General features: G+C 73.7%; 17 protein-coding genes. 4 read left to right on the top strand and 13 right to left on the bottom strand.

Going from position 1 to position 15,037, the window contains the following annotated elements; all coding sequences use genetic code 11:
• From IE217_RS25565 to asnB, 3 genes are all read left to right on the top strand, one after another.
• Positions 1 to 307 (top strand): adenosylhomocysteinase (locus IE217_RS25565; protein ID WP_190180293.1); only part of this gene is annotated, 307 nt, incomplete at its 5' end.
• 80 nt (positions 308 to 387) lie between these two features.
• Positions 388 to 2,019 carry an FAD-dependent oxidoreductase gene (locus IE217_RS25560; protein ID WP_190180292.1) on the top strand — a complete coding sequence of 544 codons (1,632 nt, stop codon included), beginning with the start codon at positions 388 to 390 and terminating at the stop codon, positions 2,017 to 2,019.
• Positions 2,020 to 2,059: 40 nt separating this feature from the next.
• A complete protein-coding gene (gene asnB, locus IE217_RS25555) occupies positions 2,060 to 3,913 on the top strand; it encodes an asparagine synthase (glutamine-hydrolyzing) (RefSeq protein WP_190180291.1) in 1,854 nt (617 codons plus the stop codon).
• A gap of 75 nt (positions 3,914 to 3,988) precedes the next feature.
• On the opposite strand, the gene IE217_RS25550 is transcribed toward asnB, so the two are convergent.
• The 13 genes from IE217_RS25550 to IE217_RS25490 form a co-directional block, all read right to left on the bottom strand.
• Complete coding sequence (locus IE217_RS25550) at positions 3,989 to 5,593, bottom strand: multicopper oxidase family protein (RefSeq protein WP_190180290.1); 1,605 nt, start codon at positions 5,591 to 5,593, stop codon at positions 3,989 to 3,991.
• Positions 5,594 to 5,646: 53 nt separating this feature from the next.
• A complete protein-coding gene (locus tag IE217_RS25545) occupies positions 5,647 to 6,009 on the bottom strand; it encodes an antibiotic biosynthesis monooxygenase family protein (protein WP_190180289.1) in 363 nt (120 codons plus the stop codon).
• The gene (locus tag IE217_RS25540) at positions 6,006 to 7,676 is read right to left on the bottom strand and encodes an FAD-dependent monooxygenase (protein ID WP_190180288.1); all 1,671 of its coding nucleotides are present in this window, start codon (positions 7,674 to 7,676) and stop codon (positions 6,006 to 6,008) included. The genes IE217_RS25545 and IE217_RS25540 overlap by 4 nt, the downstream gene beginning before the upstream one ends.
• A gap of 25 nt (positions 7,677 to 7,701) precedes the next feature.
• Entirely contained in the window at positions 7,702 to 8,565 is an 864-nt protein-coding gene (locus tag IE217_RS25535) for an NAD(P)-dependent oxidoreductase (RefSeq protein WP_190180287.1), read from the bottom strand.
• Between the two features lie 75 nt (positions 8,566 to 8,640).
• Positions 8,641 to 8,970, bottom strand: coding sequence for an antibiotic biosynthesis monooxygenase family protein (locus IE217_RS25530; protein WP_190180286.1), 330 nt, complete (start codon positions 8,968 to 8,970; stop codon positions 8,641 to 8,643).
• Complete coding sequence (locus IE217_RS25525; RefSeq protein WP_190180285.1) at positions 8,960 to 9,274, bottom strand: antibiotic biosynthesis monooxygenase family protein; 315 nt, start codon at positions 9,272 to 9,274, stop codon at positions 8,960 to 8,962. Before IE217_RS25525 ends, IE217_RS25530 begins: the two co-directional genes overlap by 11 nt.
• Positions 9,274 to 10,029: an SDR family NAD(P)-dependent oxidoreductase gene (locus IE217_RS25520; RefSeq protein ID WP_190180284.1), complete on the bottom strand. Its 756-nt coding sequence runs from the start codon at positions 10,027 to 10,029 to the stop codon at positions 9,274 to 9,276. Before IE217_RS25520 ends, IE217_RS25525 begins: the two co-directional genes overlap by 1 nt.
• Positions 10,030 to 10,078: 49 nt before the next feature.
• Positions 10,079 to 10,534 (bottom strand): anthrone oxygenase family protein, encoded by a 456-nt coding sequence (locus IE217_RS25515; RefSeq protein ID WP_190180283.1) that lies wholly within the window; start codon positions 10,532 to 10,534, stop codon positions 10,079 to 10,081.
• A 13-nt stretch (positions 10,535 to 10,547) separates the two neighbouring features.
• A complete protein-coding gene (locus tag IE217_RS25510) occupies positions 10,548 to 11,012 on the bottom strand; it encodes an SRPBCC family protein (protein WP_190180282.1) in 465 nt (154 codons plus the stop codon).
• A gap of 35 nt (positions 11,013 to 11,047) precedes the next feature.
• Positions 11,048 to 12,289 carry a ketosynthase chain-length factor gene (locus IE217_RS25505; protein WP_190180281.1) on the bottom strand — a complete coding sequence of 414 codons (1,242 nt, stop codon included), beginning with the start codon at positions 12,287 to 12,289 and terminating at the stop codon, positions 11,048 to 11,050.
• Positions 12,286 to 13,575 carry a beta-ketoacyl-[acyl-carrier-protein] synthase family protein gene (locus IE217_RS25500; protein WP_190180280.1) on the bottom strand — a complete coding sequence of 430 codons (1,290 nt, stop codon included), beginning with the start codon at positions 13,573 to 13,575 and terminating at the stop codon, positions 12,286 to 12,288. The genes IE217_RS25505 and IE217_RS25500 overlap by 4 nt, the downstream gene beginning before the upstream one ends.
• Positions 13,572 to 14,006, bottom strand: coding sequence for a cupin domain-containing protein (locus IE217_RS25495; RefSeq protein ID WP_190180279.1), 435 nt, complete (start codon positions 14,004 to 14,006; stop codon positions 13,572 to 13,574). Before IE217_RS25495 ends, IE217_RS25500 begins: the two co-directional genes overlap by 4 nt.
• Positions 14,003 to 14,338, bottom strand: coding sequence for a TcmI family type II polyketide cyclase (locus tag IE217_RS25490; protein ID WP_190180278.1), 336 nt, complete (start codon positions 14,336 to 14,338; stop codon positions 14,003 to 14,005). Before IE217_RS25490 ends, IE217_RS25495 begins: the two co-directional genes overlap by 4 nt.
• A gap of 169 nt (positions 14,339 to 14,507) precedes the next feature.
• On the opposite strand from IE217_RS25490, the gene IE217_RS25485 reads away from it, so the two are divergent.
• On the top strand, positions 14,508 to 14,891 hold the full coding sequence (locus tag IE217_RS25485; RefSeq protein WP_190180277.1) for a SchA/CurD-like domain-containing protein: 384 nt from the start codon (positions 14,508 to 14,510) through the stop codon (positions 14,889 to 14,891).
• Positions 14,892 to 15,037 lie beyond the last annotated feature (146 nt).

The raw sequence follows: 15,037 nt of genomic DNA, 5'->3' as shown, positions 1-15,037 counted from the left end.
GGACGGCAAGAAGATCATCGTGCTGTCCGAGGGCCGGCTGCTGAACCTGGGCAACGCCACGGGCCATCCCTCGTTCGTGATGTCGAACTCGTTCGCGGACCAGACGCTGGCGCAGATCGAGCTGTTCACCAAGCCCGACGCCTACCCGACGGGCGTGTACGTGCTGCCCAAGCACCTGGACGAGAAGGTCGCCCGCCTCCACCTGGACGCCCTCGGCGTCAAGCTCACCCGGCTGCGCCCCGAGCAGGCGGCGTACATCGGCGTCGACGCCGACGGACCGTACAAGCCGGACCACTACCGCTACTGAGCAGGGCTTCCAGTCCTCCTCCATCGCGCCCCGACCCCGCGCCCCGACGCTGGAGGCAGTCCGCTCGGAGGAGGAAGCACGTGTCTTGGAAGCAGGAGAAGCAGCACGTCCCGGTGCTGGTGGCGGGCGCGGGACTGGGCGGCCTGTCCACGGCCCTGTTCCTGTCCCTGCACGGGGTGCCCTGCCTGGTGGTGGAGCGCCACCGCGGGATGTCGCCGCACCCGCGCGCCCGGGGCATCAACCCGCGGGCGATGGAGCTGATGCGCGCCGCCGGCCTGGAGGCCGAGGTGCGGGCCACCGGGTCGGCGCGGGCGCTCGCCGGGAACAGCGGGGTGCTCGCGGCCCGGTCGCTGGCCGGGCACCAGCTCGGCGCCCTGCACGAGCAGTACTTCATGGACGTGCGCACCGATCTCAGCGCGCTGTCGCCGACCGGCTGGTGCCTGTGCCACCAGGACGAGTTCGAGCCGGTGATCCGGCGGCGCGCGGAGGAACTCGGGGCCCGCTTCGCGTACTTCACGGAGCTGGAGTCCTTCGTTCAGGACGCGGACGGCGTGACCGCGCGGCTGCGGGACCGTGAGTCGGGCGAGGTCCGCACGGTCACCGCCGGCTACCTGGTCGGCGCGGACGGGCCGGGCAGCCCGGTGCGCCGGGCCCTGGGCATCGGCTTCGAGGGGCCCGGCACCACCGGGCACTTCCTCAACGTGCACTTCGAGGCGGACCTCGCCCAGCAGCTCGGCGAGCGCCGGTTCATCATGTGCTACACGTTCAACGACACCGTGCGCGGTGCGCTGATGCCGCTGGACAACTCCCGGCGCTGGCTGCTGCACGTGGTGTTCGACCCGGCCGCCGAGGACCCCGCCTCCTTCGACGAGGCGCGCTGCCGGGAGCTGGTGCGGGGCGCGGCCGGGGTGGAGGACCTGGAGGTGAAGGTCCTCGGCGCGATCCCGTGGGAGGCCGCCGGGCGCACGGCGACGGCGTTCTCCTCGGGCCGGGTGTTCCTGGTGGGCGACGCCGCCCATGTGATGCCGCCCAGCGGGGCGTTCGGCTCCAACACCGGTGTGCAGGACGCGCACAACCTGGCGTGGAAGCTGGCCGCGGTGCTGCGCGGGGAGGCCGGTCCCGGCCTGCTGGACAGCTACGACCCGGAGCGGCGGCCGGTGTGCGCGGCCACCGTCGAGCAGGCGGTGCTGCGCTCCAAGGACCGGCCGCGGCTCGCGGAGAAGGAGCCCGCCCCCGCGAATCCGGCGATCCACGCCGACCCCGAGATCTGGTTCGGCTGGCGCTACCGCTCGGCGGCCGTGCTGCCCGGACCCGGCGATGCGGAGACGGACGGGGTGTGGCTCGCCGATCCGCGCGGGCTGCCCGGCACCCGCGCCCCGCACGTGGTCCTCACCCGCGACGGGCGCGAGATCTCGGCGCTCGACCTGTTCACGCGTGCGCCGGTGCTGCTCGCCGGGCCGGACGGCGCGGCCTGGGAGAAGGCCGGGGAGGCCGCCGCCGGGCGGGCCGGGCTGACGCTCGGCGTCCTGCGCGTGGGCGGGGGCGGCGCGCTCGGCGACCCGTCGGGCGCGTGGGGACCGGCGTACGGCGTGGGGGCCGGGGGCGCGGTCCTGGTGCGGCCCGACGGCGTGGTCGCCTGGCGCTCCCCCACCGCCGCCGACGAGCCCGACGCCGTGCTCGACGACGTACTGAAGGCGCTGCTGGCGCGGTGACCGGCCCCGCCGGCGCACCCCGCGACACTAGGGAGTGAGCATGTCTGCAATCACCGGCTGGGTGGACTGGTCCCGGGACCTGACCCGGGAACGCGGCACCGTCCTGGCCATGACCGCGACGACGGCGCTGCGCGGACCGGACGGCGAGGGCGTCTGGACCGGTCCGCGGGTGGCGCTGGGCCACCGCCATCTCGCGGTCTTCGACCCGGAGGGCGGCGAACAGCCGGTCGCCCTGGAGCACGACGGGCACACCGTCGCGGTGGCCGCGCACAGCGGCTCGATCCTCAACCACGAGGAGCTGCGAGGCACCCTGTCCCGCCGCGGCCACCGCTTCCGCTCCGGCGGCGACACCGAGACGCTGCTGCACGCCTACCTGGAGTGGGGCGCCGGCTGCGCCCAGCGCCTGGAGGGCACCTTCGCGGGAGTGGTGTGGGACGCCCGCCGCGAGGAGCTGTTCCTGGTGCGCGACCGGCTCGGCGTGGAGCCGCTGGTGTACTACCCGACCGCCACGGGCCTGGTGTTCGGCTCCGAGGCCAAGGCGGTGCTCGCGCACCCGCTGGTGCCGGCCGAGGTCGACGCCGAGGGGCTGCGGGAGATCTTCACCTACTCCGGCACCCCGCACGTCACCCCGTACCGCGGGATGCGCCGGCTGCGCGCCGGGCACCACCTGGTGGCGGGCCGCGACGGCACCCGGCTGACCCGCTACTGGGGGGTGGACGCGGCCGAGCACACCGACGACCTCGACACCACCGTGGACACCGTGCGGGGCCTGCTGGAGGAGAGCATCGAGCGCAACCTGCGCACCGACGCGCCCGTCGGCTCGCTGCTGTCCGGCGGCCTGGACTCCAGCGGGGTGGTGGGTCTCGCCGACCGGGAGCTGCGCAAGTCGGGGCGGCGCATCCGCACCTTCACCGTGGACTTCGCGCGGCACGCGGAGAACTTCCGGGCCACCGACACCCGCCAGTCGCCCGACGCCCCGTACGCGGCCGACGTGGTGCGGCACCTGGACACCGACCACACCGGTGTGGTCCTGGACCCGGCCGAGCTGAGCGACGAGGTGGCGCGCTGGCAGGTGCTGCGCGCCAAGGACTGCCCCACCCCGCTCGGCGACATGAACACCTCCCTGTACCTGCTGGCGCGCGCGGTGGGCGAGCGGGACACCAAGGTGGTGCTGACCGGTGAGGCCGCCGACTCGCTGTTCCACGGAGTGGCCTGGAACCGCGACCCGGTGGAGTCCCGCATGGACACCTTCCCGTGGGTGGCGCGCGGTGTGGTGCGCGACGACGCCAAGGGCCTGGGCTGCGGTCTGTTCGACGAGTCGCTGCTGAAGGACCTGGCCCCGCTGGACTACGCGGCCCAGCGCTACCGCGAGTCGGTGGCCGAGGCCCCGCACCTGCCCGGCATGTCCGCCGAGGAGCGGCACATGCGGGAGCTGTGCTGGGTGCACCTGACCAACTTCATGGAGAACCAGAACGGGCACACCGAGCGGCTGTTCAAGGCGGTCGGCCTGGAGGTCCGCATGCCCTACTGCGACCACCGGCTGGTGCAGTACGCCTACAACCTGCCCTGGGCGATGCAGAACTTCGACGGCCGGGAGAAGAGCCTGCTGCGCGCCGCCGTACGGCACGTGCTCCCGCGCAGTGTCGTGGAGCGGCGCAAGACGCCGTACCCCGTCACGCTCGACCCGGGCTACGAGCAGGCGCTGCGCACCGAGATGCACACGCTCCTGGACGACCCGCAGGCGCCGGTGCTGCCGCTGCTGGACGTGGCGGCGGTGCGCAGGGCGCTGAAGGACCCCGAGGGCCTGAACCGGTGGGCGCGGCGGGCCAACGTCGAGCTGCCGCTCCAGCTGAACACCTGGCTGCGGCGGTACGGGATCCGGCTGGTGCTCTGACCAGGGCCACCCGACGCGACGGCGAGGCCCCCGGGGACACGGCTTCCGTCCCCGGGGGCCTCGCGCGTTTCCCGTTCAGTGGTGGTGGGAGGTCCCGCCCGGAGGGCCGTGCGCGTCCCCGCCCGCGTGCGGCATGCCGTACGGCACGGTCCTCGGCGCGCGGTCCTCGGCGCCCGGTGGCACCACGGTGAACTGGCCCATCATGCCTTCGTCCTCGTGGCGCAGGACGTGGCAGTGGTACATGTACGGCGCCCTCGGGTCGGTGAGGGTGTCGAAGCGTACGGCGAGCCGGGCGGTGCCGAACTCGTGCAGGTAGAAAGTGTCCTTGGGGCCGCGGGCGTAGGGCGGCGGCTGCTTGCCGCCGATGTCCAGGACGTGGAAGACGGCGCCGTGCACGTGGAAGACGTGCACCCAGTCGTCGCCGCGTTCGACCTCCCAGATCTCGGTGGTGCCGGCCGGGACCACCTCGTCGACGCGGCCCATGTCCATGGTGCGGCCGTTGATCTGCAGGCCGGTGAACTCGAAGTGCCGGCGCCGGGCCCCGGCCGGGGCCGCCACGGGGGCGGGGGCGCCGTCGAGGCGGGCGGGCAGCGCGGGCGAGGGCTCGAGCCGGGGGGCGGCGCGCAGGGCGATGATGTCGAAGGTGTCGTCGCCGCCCATGAAGCGCTCGGTGGGGAAGCCCAGGTGCAGCGACGGCTCGAAGCCGCGCAGCACGGTCTCGTCGCCGGGCGCGAACTCCACGACGATCTCGGCGCGTTCGCCGGGGGCGAGCAGCAGCCGGTGCAGGGCGCGCGGCCGCTGAAGCAGTCCGGCGTCGGTGGCGACCTGGTGGAAGACGCGGTCGTCGGTGAAGCCGAGCCAGTACACGCGGGCGTTGGAGCCGTTGAGCAGGCGCAGCCGTACGCGCCGGGTGGTGACGCGGAAGTACGGGTCGTAGGTGCCGTTGACGAGGATGGTGTCGCCGAGGACGCCCAGGTTGTCGGCGCCGGCGACGGTCTCGGCGAGTTTCGTCTCGGTGAGGTCCAGGGTGCCGTCGGCGTGGAAGTTCTTGTCCTGGATGACGAGCGGCACGTCATCGACGCCGTAGGCGCGGGGCAGGGCGGCGCGGTCGCTGTGCTCGTCGTCGAGGATGATCATCCCGGCCACCCCGCGGTAGACGTGCGAGCCGGTCGAGCCGTGCGGGTGCGGGTGGTACCAGAGGGTGGCGGCGCTCTGGTGCACGGTCCAGGAGGGCTGCCAGTCGGCGCCCGTGGGGATCATCTGGTGCGGGCCGCCGTCCATGGAGGCCGGCAGCAGCATGCCGTGCCAGTGCAGGGTGGTGGCCTCCGGCAGCCGGTTGCGCACGGTCATGGCGACCCGGTCGCCGCGCCGGGCGCGCAGAGTCGGCGCGAGATAGGGGCCGTTGGCGCCCCAGGTGGGGGTGCGGCGGCCGGGCAGCAGCTCGCTGGTGCCGGGGGCCAGGGTGAGCCGGTAGTGGCGGCGGCCGTCGGCGGACGGGGCGGGGTCGAGCAGTTCGGGTATCCGCAGCGCGTTGCGGAAGGACAGTTCGCCGACGTTGCTGCGCCGGCGGTCGCCGTAGACGGTCAGGAAGGTCGCGCCCCAGCCGGCTCCGGCGGCCACGGCGAGGCCCCCCGCGCCGAGCAGGAACCTGCGGCGCGGGAGGCGGGGGGCTTTCGTCATGTCGGGTCCTCGTGGGGTCCGGGAAGGGCGGGCCTTCGGCTCCCCACTGTCGATCACGCCTCCTGAGGCTCGCTCGACGCCGGCTCGAGCCGGTGCACGACCTCGGTGACGGCCATGTCGCCGCCGCGCCGGTAGGGCTTGAGCCGCTGGCGGTGCAGGGTGTGGCGCTGGCTCACCTCGAAGTCGCGGAAGGCGCGCTCGCCGGCCCAGTCGGTGAGGACGTAGTACACGCCCTCCTCCTCCGTGGAACGCACCAGCGTCTGGCCGCGGTTGGCGGGTTCGCGGGCGATGGACTCGCCCACCGACAGCCACACCCGCTCGAAGTCGGCGGCCATCTCCGGGTGGATCTCCATGCGCAGGATCACCCGCACCGGCTGCCCGGCGTCCTGCTCCCCGGCCGGTGGGGTCTGGGTCATCGTGTCCTCTTCTCCGCGGGCCGCCTGTCCAGCCGGAGCACCCGCTTGGTGATGCCGCGCAGCACGGTCCGGGTGAAGATCGGCGCCTCGGTGCAGCGCCAGGCGACCACTCCGTCGGGCCGCACCAGTACGGCGCCCTGCGCGGTGACGCCGTACAGCTCGGGCCAGCGGTCGTCGAGGTCCTCCAGGTCGGAGCCGATGCCGTACACCTGGACGGGGGTGCCCAGTTCGGCGGCGACCGAGCGGGCGGCCTCGCGCCAGGGGCGGTTGTCGGGGCCGGTCAGCAGCACCATCGACCGGCCGAACAGGTCGTGCACGGAGATCTCCGCGCCGCCGCGGCGCAGCCGCAGGTGGGGGGCGCGGCTGCCGGGCCGGCCGTCGTTCTCGGCCGCCCACAGTCCGTAGCCGGGCAGGGTGCCCTCGTCCCAGGGCGTGACGGCCGAGGAGCGGTAGCGGGAGGACAGCCACACCAGCGGGTCCTGGACCAGCTCGGGGTCGGCCGGGTCCGGGTAGGCGGCCAGCAGCCGGGCCCGGTCGCCGGCCCGCAGCACCGCCTGCTCGGCGGTCGCCGCGCACACCGGGCGCCGTTCCTCGTCGTAGGTGTCCAGCAGGTCCGGGTGGGCCCAGCCGTCCAGCACGGCGACGAGCTTCCAGGCCAGGTTGTGCGCGTCGATGACGCCGGTGCCGGCGTCGAAGCCGCCGCTCGGCGGCATCACGTGCGCCGCGTCCCCGACCAGGTGGACCGGGCCGTCGCCGAACCGCTCGGCCACACCCGCCCGGCCCGCCCAGGCGCTCACGCTCTCGATGCGCGGCTCCAGGTCCGCCACCCCGGTGGCCGCGCGGACGAGTTCGGCGCACCGCTCCTCGGTGAACCACCCGGCGGGCTCACGCTCGGGGTCGTGGCGCACGTGCAGCAGCCAGTCGGCCCGGTTGTCCAGCGGCATCAGGGAGCCGCGCACGCCCGGGTTGTCGACGTAGCCCATGATGAAGCGGCGGCCGCGCAGCGGCCCGGACAGGTCCGCGGTGAAGCGGACGGTGACGAAGCTGCCGAGCGTGCGGGCGTCGAAGCCGATGCCCAGGGCCTCGCGCACGGCTCCGCCGGTGCCGCCGGCGTCCACCAGCGCGCAGGCGCGTACCCGGTGCTCCTCGCCGCCCGCCCGGTCGCGGACCGCCGCGAGGACGCCCTGCTCGCCCCAGCCCTCCTGCTCGAAGGAGACCAGCTCGGCCTCCGGGCGCAGCCGGACGCCCAGCCGCTCGGCCCGCTCGCGCAGCACCCCCTCCAGCTCCGCCTCGTCGCACAGGCACCACGTGGTCGGCGACAGCCCGCTCAGGTCGGCGTCGGCGTCCACGACGTACTTGGCGTCCAGGGCGCCCAGTTCGGGCCCGGTCAGCGACTCCATGGAGATGATGCCCGAGTTGCGGGCCAGGGCCCGCGCCGAGGGCAGGTCCCGTACGGCCTCCTCCACGCCCAGGGAGCGCAGCAGCTCCATGGCGCGGGGGTGGACGCCGAGGATGCGCGGCGGCCGGAGCCGTTCCCGCAGGCCTCCCAGCAGGTAGCAGTCCACTCCCTGCTCGGCCAGGAACAGGGCCGTCGCCAGCCCGGCCACTCCCGAACCGGCCACCAGGACGTCGGTGTTCCTCAGTGCACTCCGGCCTGTACCGCTCACTGCCTCACATCCCTTCGACTTCCGCTTACGCCCGGTGCTCCACCAGCACGGAGGCGTCCTTGTCGCCGTCGCCCGCGGCCACCACGGCCGCGAACCGCTCGCGCACGGTGTCCAGCACCGGCATCGACGTGCCGAACCCGGCGGCGGCCTCCAGGGCCAGCCGGATGTCCTTCTCCATCAGCTCGGCGCGGAAGAAGGCGGGTTCGTAGGAGTGCTTGAGCATCAGCTCGGCGCGGAAGCGCATCACCACCGAGCTGAAGCCGCTGCCCGAGATCACCCCGATCAGCTGGTCGCGGTCCAGGCCCGCGGCGGTGCCGTAGGCCACGGCCTCGGCGAGCGAGGCGACCTGGGCGCCCAGCAGCAGGTTGAGGATCAGCTTGACACTGGCCGCGGTGCCCGGCGCGCCCACGTGGACGACCTCCGAGCCGATCGCCTCCAGCACCGGCCGCACCTCGTACAGGTCGGCCGGGTCCCCCGCGGCGAACACCCGCAGCTCCCCCTTGCGGGCCTGGAGCGGGTTGCCGACCACGCAGGCCTCGACCCTGCGCAGTCCGCGCGCGGCGAGCCGTTCGGCGGCGGTGCGGGCGTAGCCGGGCGAGACGGTGGAGGTGTCCACGACGACCGCGCCGGGCTGGAGCACCGGCGCCACCCGGCCGAACAGCACCTCGTCGACGGCCTTGTCGTCGCTGAGGCTGAGCAGGACCAGCTGGTGGCCGGCCGCGGCCCGCTCGGGGGCGTCGGCGAGCTTCGCGCCCGCCTCGGCGAGCGGCGCGGCCTTGCTCGCGGTGCGGTTGTGGACGGTGAGGGTGTGCCCGGTGTCCAGCAGCCGCCGGGCCATCCCCGCGCCCATGTTGCCCAGGCCGATGAAGGCCAACTGGGGTTTGCTCATGGTGTCTTCCTTCTCTGTGTCCGAGGGTGCGCCCGGCGGCCCGGCCCCTCGCTGTGCGGCTTGGGGGCCGGGCGCTCAGTAGGCGGCGTCGACTTCGTAGACGGCGAACGGCACGGCGGTGCGGGTGTCCCGGTAGGGCCTGAGCGGGGCGGTGTCCTCGCGGTGCTCCGCGCCCGCCTCCCAGGCGCGGAACGCCTCCAGCGACTCCCAGCGGCTCATCACCGCGAGCGCGGTGGGGTCCAGCGGGCTGCGCAGCAGCTCGTTGCCGAGCATGCCGGGCACCTCGGCGAGCCGCTCGCTGACCTCGTGGTAGGCGGCCCGCACGGCGGCGAGCTGCCCCTCGTCCAGCGCGGCCTGGTAGACCACCACCCGCACCTCGCCCGCGCCCCCGCCCTCACCGGGCACCGACGGCCGCCCTTCCCTCGACGGCGTGCCGGATCTCCATCACGTGGAAGGAGCCGCCCTTGCGGAACGGGTGCAGCGTGGCGCGGTGTTCGAGGTGCGCGGGGCTATCCTCGAACTGGCGGAAGCGCGGCTCGTCCACCCAGTCGCTGACGATGACGTACGTGCCGTCCGGCTCGCGGGACAGCGACTGGCCGAGGTTGGCGGGGTGGCCGGTGACCGCGTCGGTGCCGGCCAGCCACGCCTGCTCGAACTCCGCCTCGCGGCCCGGTTCTATCTCCAGCCGCAGCATCACGCGGAAGGCCATCAGGAGATCCCCCCGTCGACGCCGATGGTGTTGCCGGTGACGTAGCGGGACAGGTCGCTGGCGAGCCACAGCACCGCGCCGGCCACCTCGTCGGGGCGGCCGAGGCGGCCCAGCGCCGTCTTCGCGCCGTAGCGCTCGCTCATCAGGCGCTTCTGGTCCTCGGGCAGCTCGTGGTACTTCTCGGTCTCGATGACGCCGAGGGCGATGACGTTGAAGCGGATGCCCTTGCCGCCGAACTCCTTGGCCAGGGAGCGGTTCAGGCCCACCAGGGCGGCCTTGGTCGCGGTGTAGTGGGAGCGCAGCGGCACGCCCGCGTCCACGGCGCGCGAGCCGATGGAGATCACCGAGGAGCCCTCGCCGAGCAGCGGCAGCGCGTACTGGATCACCAGGTGGGCGCCGGTCAGGTTGGTGGCGAGGATGCGCTGCCACTCCTGGAGGTCCAGGTCGCCGTAGGGCACGTGGCTGATCGCGCCCGCGTTGTTGACCAGCAGGTCCAGGCGGTCGCCGTGCAGTTCGCGGACCCGGGCGAGCAGGCCGGCGACCTCCTCGGGGCGGGAGAGGTCGGCGCGCAGCACGTGGTGGTTGCCGCCGGTCTCCTTCAGCTCCTCCTCGAGGGTGGTGACGTACTCGCCGGGGTGCACGTAGCAGGTGACGACGTCGACGCCGGCCCGCGCGAGGGCCAGCACGATGCCCCGGCCCACACCGCGCGTGCCGCCGGTGACCAGGGCCTTCTTGCCCCGCAGTTCGAGGTCCATGGAAGATTCCTTAGCTAGTTCTTGGGTGCTGGTTCTGGGTGCGGGAAGGTCAGAGCAGGAAGCCGAGCGCCGCGCAGTTGACGGCGAGGGCGGCCATGGTGATCCAGCTGCGCCGGGTGTTCCAGGCGCCCCACTCCGGCCTCGGATCACGGAAGTCGGCGGGCAGGTTGTCCGGGTCGAGGGTGCGCATCCAGCGGTTGACCGGCGCGTTCTTGGTGACGGCGATGACCGGGGTGGTCGCGGTGAGCAGCCCGGCCAGCGCGAACAGCGCCTGCGCGCCGGCCCGGGGCGCGTCGAAGGCGAGCACCGCGTCCAGGACGACCGTGCCGATCAGGCAGACCGGCATGGCCGGGTCGTAGCGCCGGCCGAGGAACGCGTGCGCGTACACGTAGCGGTCGACGGGCAGCGAGGCCATGTACGGGAAGCCGCCCAGCTGGGTGCCCAGCATCACGCCGGCCGCCAGGCCGTTGAGCAGCAGGAGCAGGGGGGCGAGGACTGTCAGCACGGTCGCCGCTCCCTCATCCGGCCAGGGCGCGGGCCGCGGCCTCGACCTTCCGCTTGATGAGCTCCATCTGCACCGCGGTGTTGCGGTTGAGGTGCTCGGTCATCTGCTCGTCGGTCACCGGGGCGGCGTCCTTCATGTGGAAGTCCTGCACCCAGCGCATCCGCACACCGCCGCCGGGCTCCTCGGTGTACTCCCAGTAGATGGTCATGAACTCGAACGGGCCGGTCTCCACCCGCTCGGCGCGGACCGTGCGGGTCTCCACGAAGCTGGTGCGCCGCGACACCCAGCTCCAGACCCGGCCGTCCTCGTCGGGGTGCATGGTGAGGCGGAAGACGACCGTGTCGCCGTCGCGCTCCAGCACCTCGGCGGAGGCGTACTCGCTGAACAGGTCGGGCCAGTTGGGCACGTCGTTGGTCATCTCCCACACGACGTCCAGCGGCGCGTCCACGACGATCGCGTTGTCGGTGTGTCCGGCCATCGCCGAACTCCCTTCTCGTATGTCAGCCTCGTGGGTCAGCGGCCCAGGACGAGGGCCGAGGTGAAACCGCCGTGGCCGCGGGCCAGGACCAGGGCGTGGCGCAGCCGGGCCTCCCGGGCGTCGCCGGTGACCAGGTCGATCTCCAGGCCGGGGGCGGGCTCGCGGGTGCCGGTGGTGGCCGGGACGACGCCTTCGCGCAGGCTGAGCAGCGCGGTGGCCACGTCCAGCGGGGCGCCGCCGCCGTAGAGCCGGCCGGTGAGCGTCTTGGGCGCGGTGACGGGCACCGCGCGCGGTCCGAAGACCTGGGCGATGGCCTCGGCCTCGTCGCGGTCGTCGGCGGGCAGGCCCGCCGCGTCGGCGAAGACGACGTCGATGTCGGCGGGGCCGAGCCCGGCGTCGCGCAGGGCCGCCTCGGCGGTGCGGCGCAGGGCGCGCGGCCGCCCGGACTCCGGCGCGGGGTCGAAGCCGGCGGCGTAGCCGAGGACGCGGCCGTAGCCGCTGCCGGCGCCGCGTTCGGCGGCGGCCTCGGCGCTCTCCAGTACGAGGATGGCGCCGCCCTCGCCCGGAAGGTACCCGGACGCCTCCGCGTCGAAGGGCAGGTAGGCCCGCTCGGGGTCGGCCACGGTGGAGAGCTTGCCGGTGGTGAGCTGGGCGGTGAGCCCGTAGGGGCACAGGGAGGCGTCGGTGCCGCCGGTGACGACGAGCCGGGCGCCCTTGCGGGTGAGCCGGCGCGCCTGCCCGATGGCGTCCAGGCCGCCGGCCTGCTCGCAGGCCAGCACCCCGCACGGGCCGCGCATCTTGTGCCGGATGGACAGCTGGCCGGTGGTGGCCGCGTAGAACCAGGCGATCGACTGGTAGGCGCCGACCCAGCCGGGGTCGTTGCGGTAGAGGGCCGTCATCTCCTTCTGGCCGAACTCGGTGCCGCCGGACGAGGAGGAGGTGACGACCGCCATCTCGTACTCGGGGATGCGCGCGAGGTCGGCGCCGCAGTCCTCCAGCGCGGCCTGGCCCGCGGCGAGCGCGAGGTGGGTCCAGTGGTCGGTCTGGGAGATCAGCCGGCTGGGCACGTCGGCCCGGGCGTCGAAGCCGGGCACCTGGCCGGCGTGGCGCACCGGGTAGCCCTCGGGGTCGAAGCGCTCGATGCGGCCGATGCCCGACTTGCCGGCGAGCACCGACGCCCAGTGGGTGTCGACGCCGATGCCGGTGGGCGCGACGATGCCCATGCCGGTGATCACCGGGGCGGCGCCGGAGGCGGTGCCGGTCGTGGGTGCGGTCATCGGGTGCTCCTTCCGGCCGCGGCGGCCGCGGTGCCCGGGCGGGCGAGCAGCATCGCGGTCTGGAAGCCGCCGAAGCCGCTGCCGACGCTGAGCACGACGTCCATGGCGTGCTCGCGGGCGGTGACCGGGACGTAGTCCAGGTCGCACAGCGGGTCCTTGGTGGTCAGGTTGGCGGTGGGCGGCACGACCTGGCGCTCCAGCGCCAGCGCGCAGGCGGCGACCTCGATGGAGCCGATGGCGCCCAGCGAGTGGCCGACCATCGACTTGATCGAGCTGACCGGGATGTCGTACGCGTGCTGCCCGAGGCTGCGCTTGAACGCGGCGGTCTCGTGCCGGTCGTTCTGCTTGGTGCCCGAGCCGTGCGCGTTGACGTAGTCGACGGCGGTCGGATCGAGGCGGGCCTGGCCGAGGGCGACGTCGATGGCCTCGGCCATCTCCCGCCCGTCCGGCTTGAGTCCGGTCATGTGGTACGCGTTGCTGCGCCCGGCGAAGCCCACGATCTCGGCGTAGATCCGGGCGCCGCGGGCGAGGGCGGCCTCGCGTTCCTCGACGACCATGACCGCGGAGCCCTCGGCGAGGACGAAGCCGTCGCGTTCGCCGTCGAAGGGGCGCGAGGCGTGCTCCGGGTCGTCGTTGCTGGGCGTGGTGGCCTTGATGGCGTCGAAGCAGGCGGAGGTGATCGGGGAGATCGGGGCGTCGGTGGCGCCGGCCAGGGCGACGTCCGCGGAGCCCTCCTCGATCAGCTGCACCGCGTGGCCGATGGAGTCCAGGCCCGAGGTGCAGCCGGTGGAGACCAGGGCGACCGGGCCCTCGGCGCCCACCTCGCGGCCGACCTCTGCGGCGAGGGTGGAGGGCACCATGTAGCCGTACAGGTGCGGTACGCCGTACTCGTGGTCGACGAGCCACTTGCGGCCGCTGTCGGAGAGGGTGACGTACTCCTCCTCCAGGCCCATGGTGCAGCCGACCGCGCTGCCGATGGAGACGGCGAGGCGTTCGGGGGCGAGGGCGGCGAGGTCGAGCCCGCTGTCGGCGACGGCCTCGCGGGCGCTGACGACGGCGAACTGCGCGGCGCGGTCCATCCTGCGCACCTGACGCGGGGTCAGTCCGGCCGCCGCCGGGTCGAAGTCGACCTCGGCGGCCACCTGGGAGCGGAAGGCGGCGGGGTCGAACAGGGTGATCCGGCGGGTGGCGGTGCGGCCCTCGGACAGGGTCCGCCAGAAGGCCTCGCGGCCGACCCCGCCGGGCACCACCGCGCCGACTCCGGTGATGACGGCCCGTCGGGTCACGGCGTGCCACCCACGTCCGGGTTGGCCTGGTCGGGACGCTGGGCCTGCTCGGTGTCCACGTGGCCGAGCTCGGGCCGGGGCGCGAGCGGGGACAGGTGGAAGGTGCAGCGGGCGGTGACGTCGCCGGTGTTGACCAGACGGTGGCGCACCCCGATGGGGACGAGCAGCGAGTCGCCGGCGCCGAGCGCGAGCGGCTGGCCGTCCAGGGTCATCTCCAGGGTGCCGTCGATGACGTGCAGGAACTCCTCGGAGTACGGGTGGTAGTGCTCGGTGACCCAGTCACCGGGCTCCAGGGTCATGACCCCGCCGAAGCCCGAGGTGCAGCCGACGGTCTTGGGGCTGAGGGTGACGCGCAGGTCGCCCCCGCGCTTGGTGTTGGCCTCGACCTCGTGCGAGGCGACCTTCACGGTGCGGCTGATGGCGGTGGTCACTGGATGCGTCCTTCGTCCTTGGTCCAGATGTAGAAGGGCTCGGCCATCGCGTCCCGGGGCTCCTTCCAGTCGGGGTCGTAGGGCTCCACGCACTGGGCGAGCCGGGTGTTGATGTCGTCGTAGAGCGGGTGGCTGCGGGCGCGGTAGAGGTTGGCGCCGATGTCCTCGTCGGCCTCGACCAGGTGGAAGTAGAGGCCGTGGAACTTGAACAGGGTGCGGCGGCTGACGCCGATCATGTGGGGCAGCTCGGTGGCGTCGGACTCGTCGAAGATCTTGGCGATCTCGTCGGTCCTGTCCGGCCGGAGCTTGGCGACGATCAGGGTGCGGTGCACGGTGTACCTCCCGGTCTCGGTCGACCGGGAACGTCCCACCGCGGGCTACAGGTCGGCTCGAATCGGCCTGAAGCGGCAGGGGCGCGGGGTTCGAGCGGTTCTCGTGCGGGCTGGTGTCGGCTGGCGGCTCACGCGAGGACGTACAGAAGCCGACAGGTGAGGGACAGACATGCCGTTCGCAGCCATCACGTACGACATCAAGCCCGGGCACGAGGCGGAACTCGCCGAGATATTCGGCAACTTCAGGCGCGTCAGGTCGAGCCAGGTGCGCGACGAGGCGGGCGCGGCGGCCGGCACGATCCTGGCCACCGCGGTGTTCCTGCGCGACGACACCCTCGTACGGGTCATCGAGTACACCGGCGACCTCGAGGCCGTGGCCCGGCACATGGCCGTCCAGCCCGGAGTGCGCGAGGTCGAGGCCAAGCTCAAGCCGTACCTGACCCGCCCGCGGGACACGGACACGGTCGAGGGCTTCGTGGCCACCTTCAAGCGCAGCCTCCTGCGCACGGTCGCCCAGATCTCGGCCCGCGACAACACCCCGAACGCGGCCTAGCGGCACCGGACACGACAGGGCGGCCGCACGTCCGTGGAACGCGCGGCCGCCTCTTCACGCCCACCAGCTGACACCCGGGGCCCACCCCGGCCCCCCAGGACAGCGGACCGGGCCCCCGGCACACCCCCGGACAGCGGCCGGGCTGC

The sequence above is a fragment of the Streptomyces naganishii JCM 4654 genome (assembly GCF_014650575.1).
Taxonomy (GTDB): domain Bacteria; phylum Actinomycetota; class Actinomycetes; order Streptomycetales; family Streptomycetaceae; genus Streptomyces; species Streptomyces naganishii.
This window is presented reverse-complemented; position numbering and strand designations above follow the sequence as displayed.

Bases quoted from the DNA above. Each gene is read 5' to 3' on its own strand.
- IE217_RS25535 (WP_190180287.1), bottom strand. From the start codon at position 8,565: ATGAGCAAACCCCAGTTGGCCTTCATCGGCCTGGGCAACATGGGCGCG.
- IE217_RS25550 (WP_190180290.1), bottom strand. From the start codon at position 5,593: ATGACGAAAGCCCCCCGCCTCCCGCGCCGCAGGTTCCTGCTCGGCGCG.
- IE217_RS25520 (WP_190180284.1), bottom strand. From the start codon at position 10,029: ATGGACCTCGAACTGCGGGGCAAGAAGGCCCTGGTCACCGGCGGCACG.
- IE217_RS25505 (WP_190180281.1), bottom strand. From the start codon at position 12,289: ATGACCGCACCCACGACCGGCACCGCCTCCGGCGCCGCCCCGGTGATC.
- IE217_RS25545 (WP_190180289.1), bottom strand. From the start codon at position 6,009: ATGACCCAGACCCCACCGGCCGGGGAGCAGGACGCCGGGCAGCCGGTG.
- IE217_RS25525 (WP_190180285.1), bottom strand. From the start codon at position 9,274: ATGGCCTTCCGCGTGATGCTGCGGCTGGAGATAGAACCGGGCCGCGAG.
- IE217_RS25510 (WP_190180282.1), bottom strand. From the start codon at position 11,012: ATGGCCGGACACACCGACAACGCGATCGTCGTGGACGCGCCGCTGGAC.
- IE217_RS25485 (WP_190180277.1), top strand. From the start codon at position 14,508: ATGCCGTTCGCAGCCATCACGTACGACATCAAGCCCGGGCACGAGGCG.
- asnB (WP_190180291.1), top strand. From the start codon at position 2,060: ATGTCTGCAATCACCGGCTGGGTGGACTGGTCCCGGGACCTGACCCGG.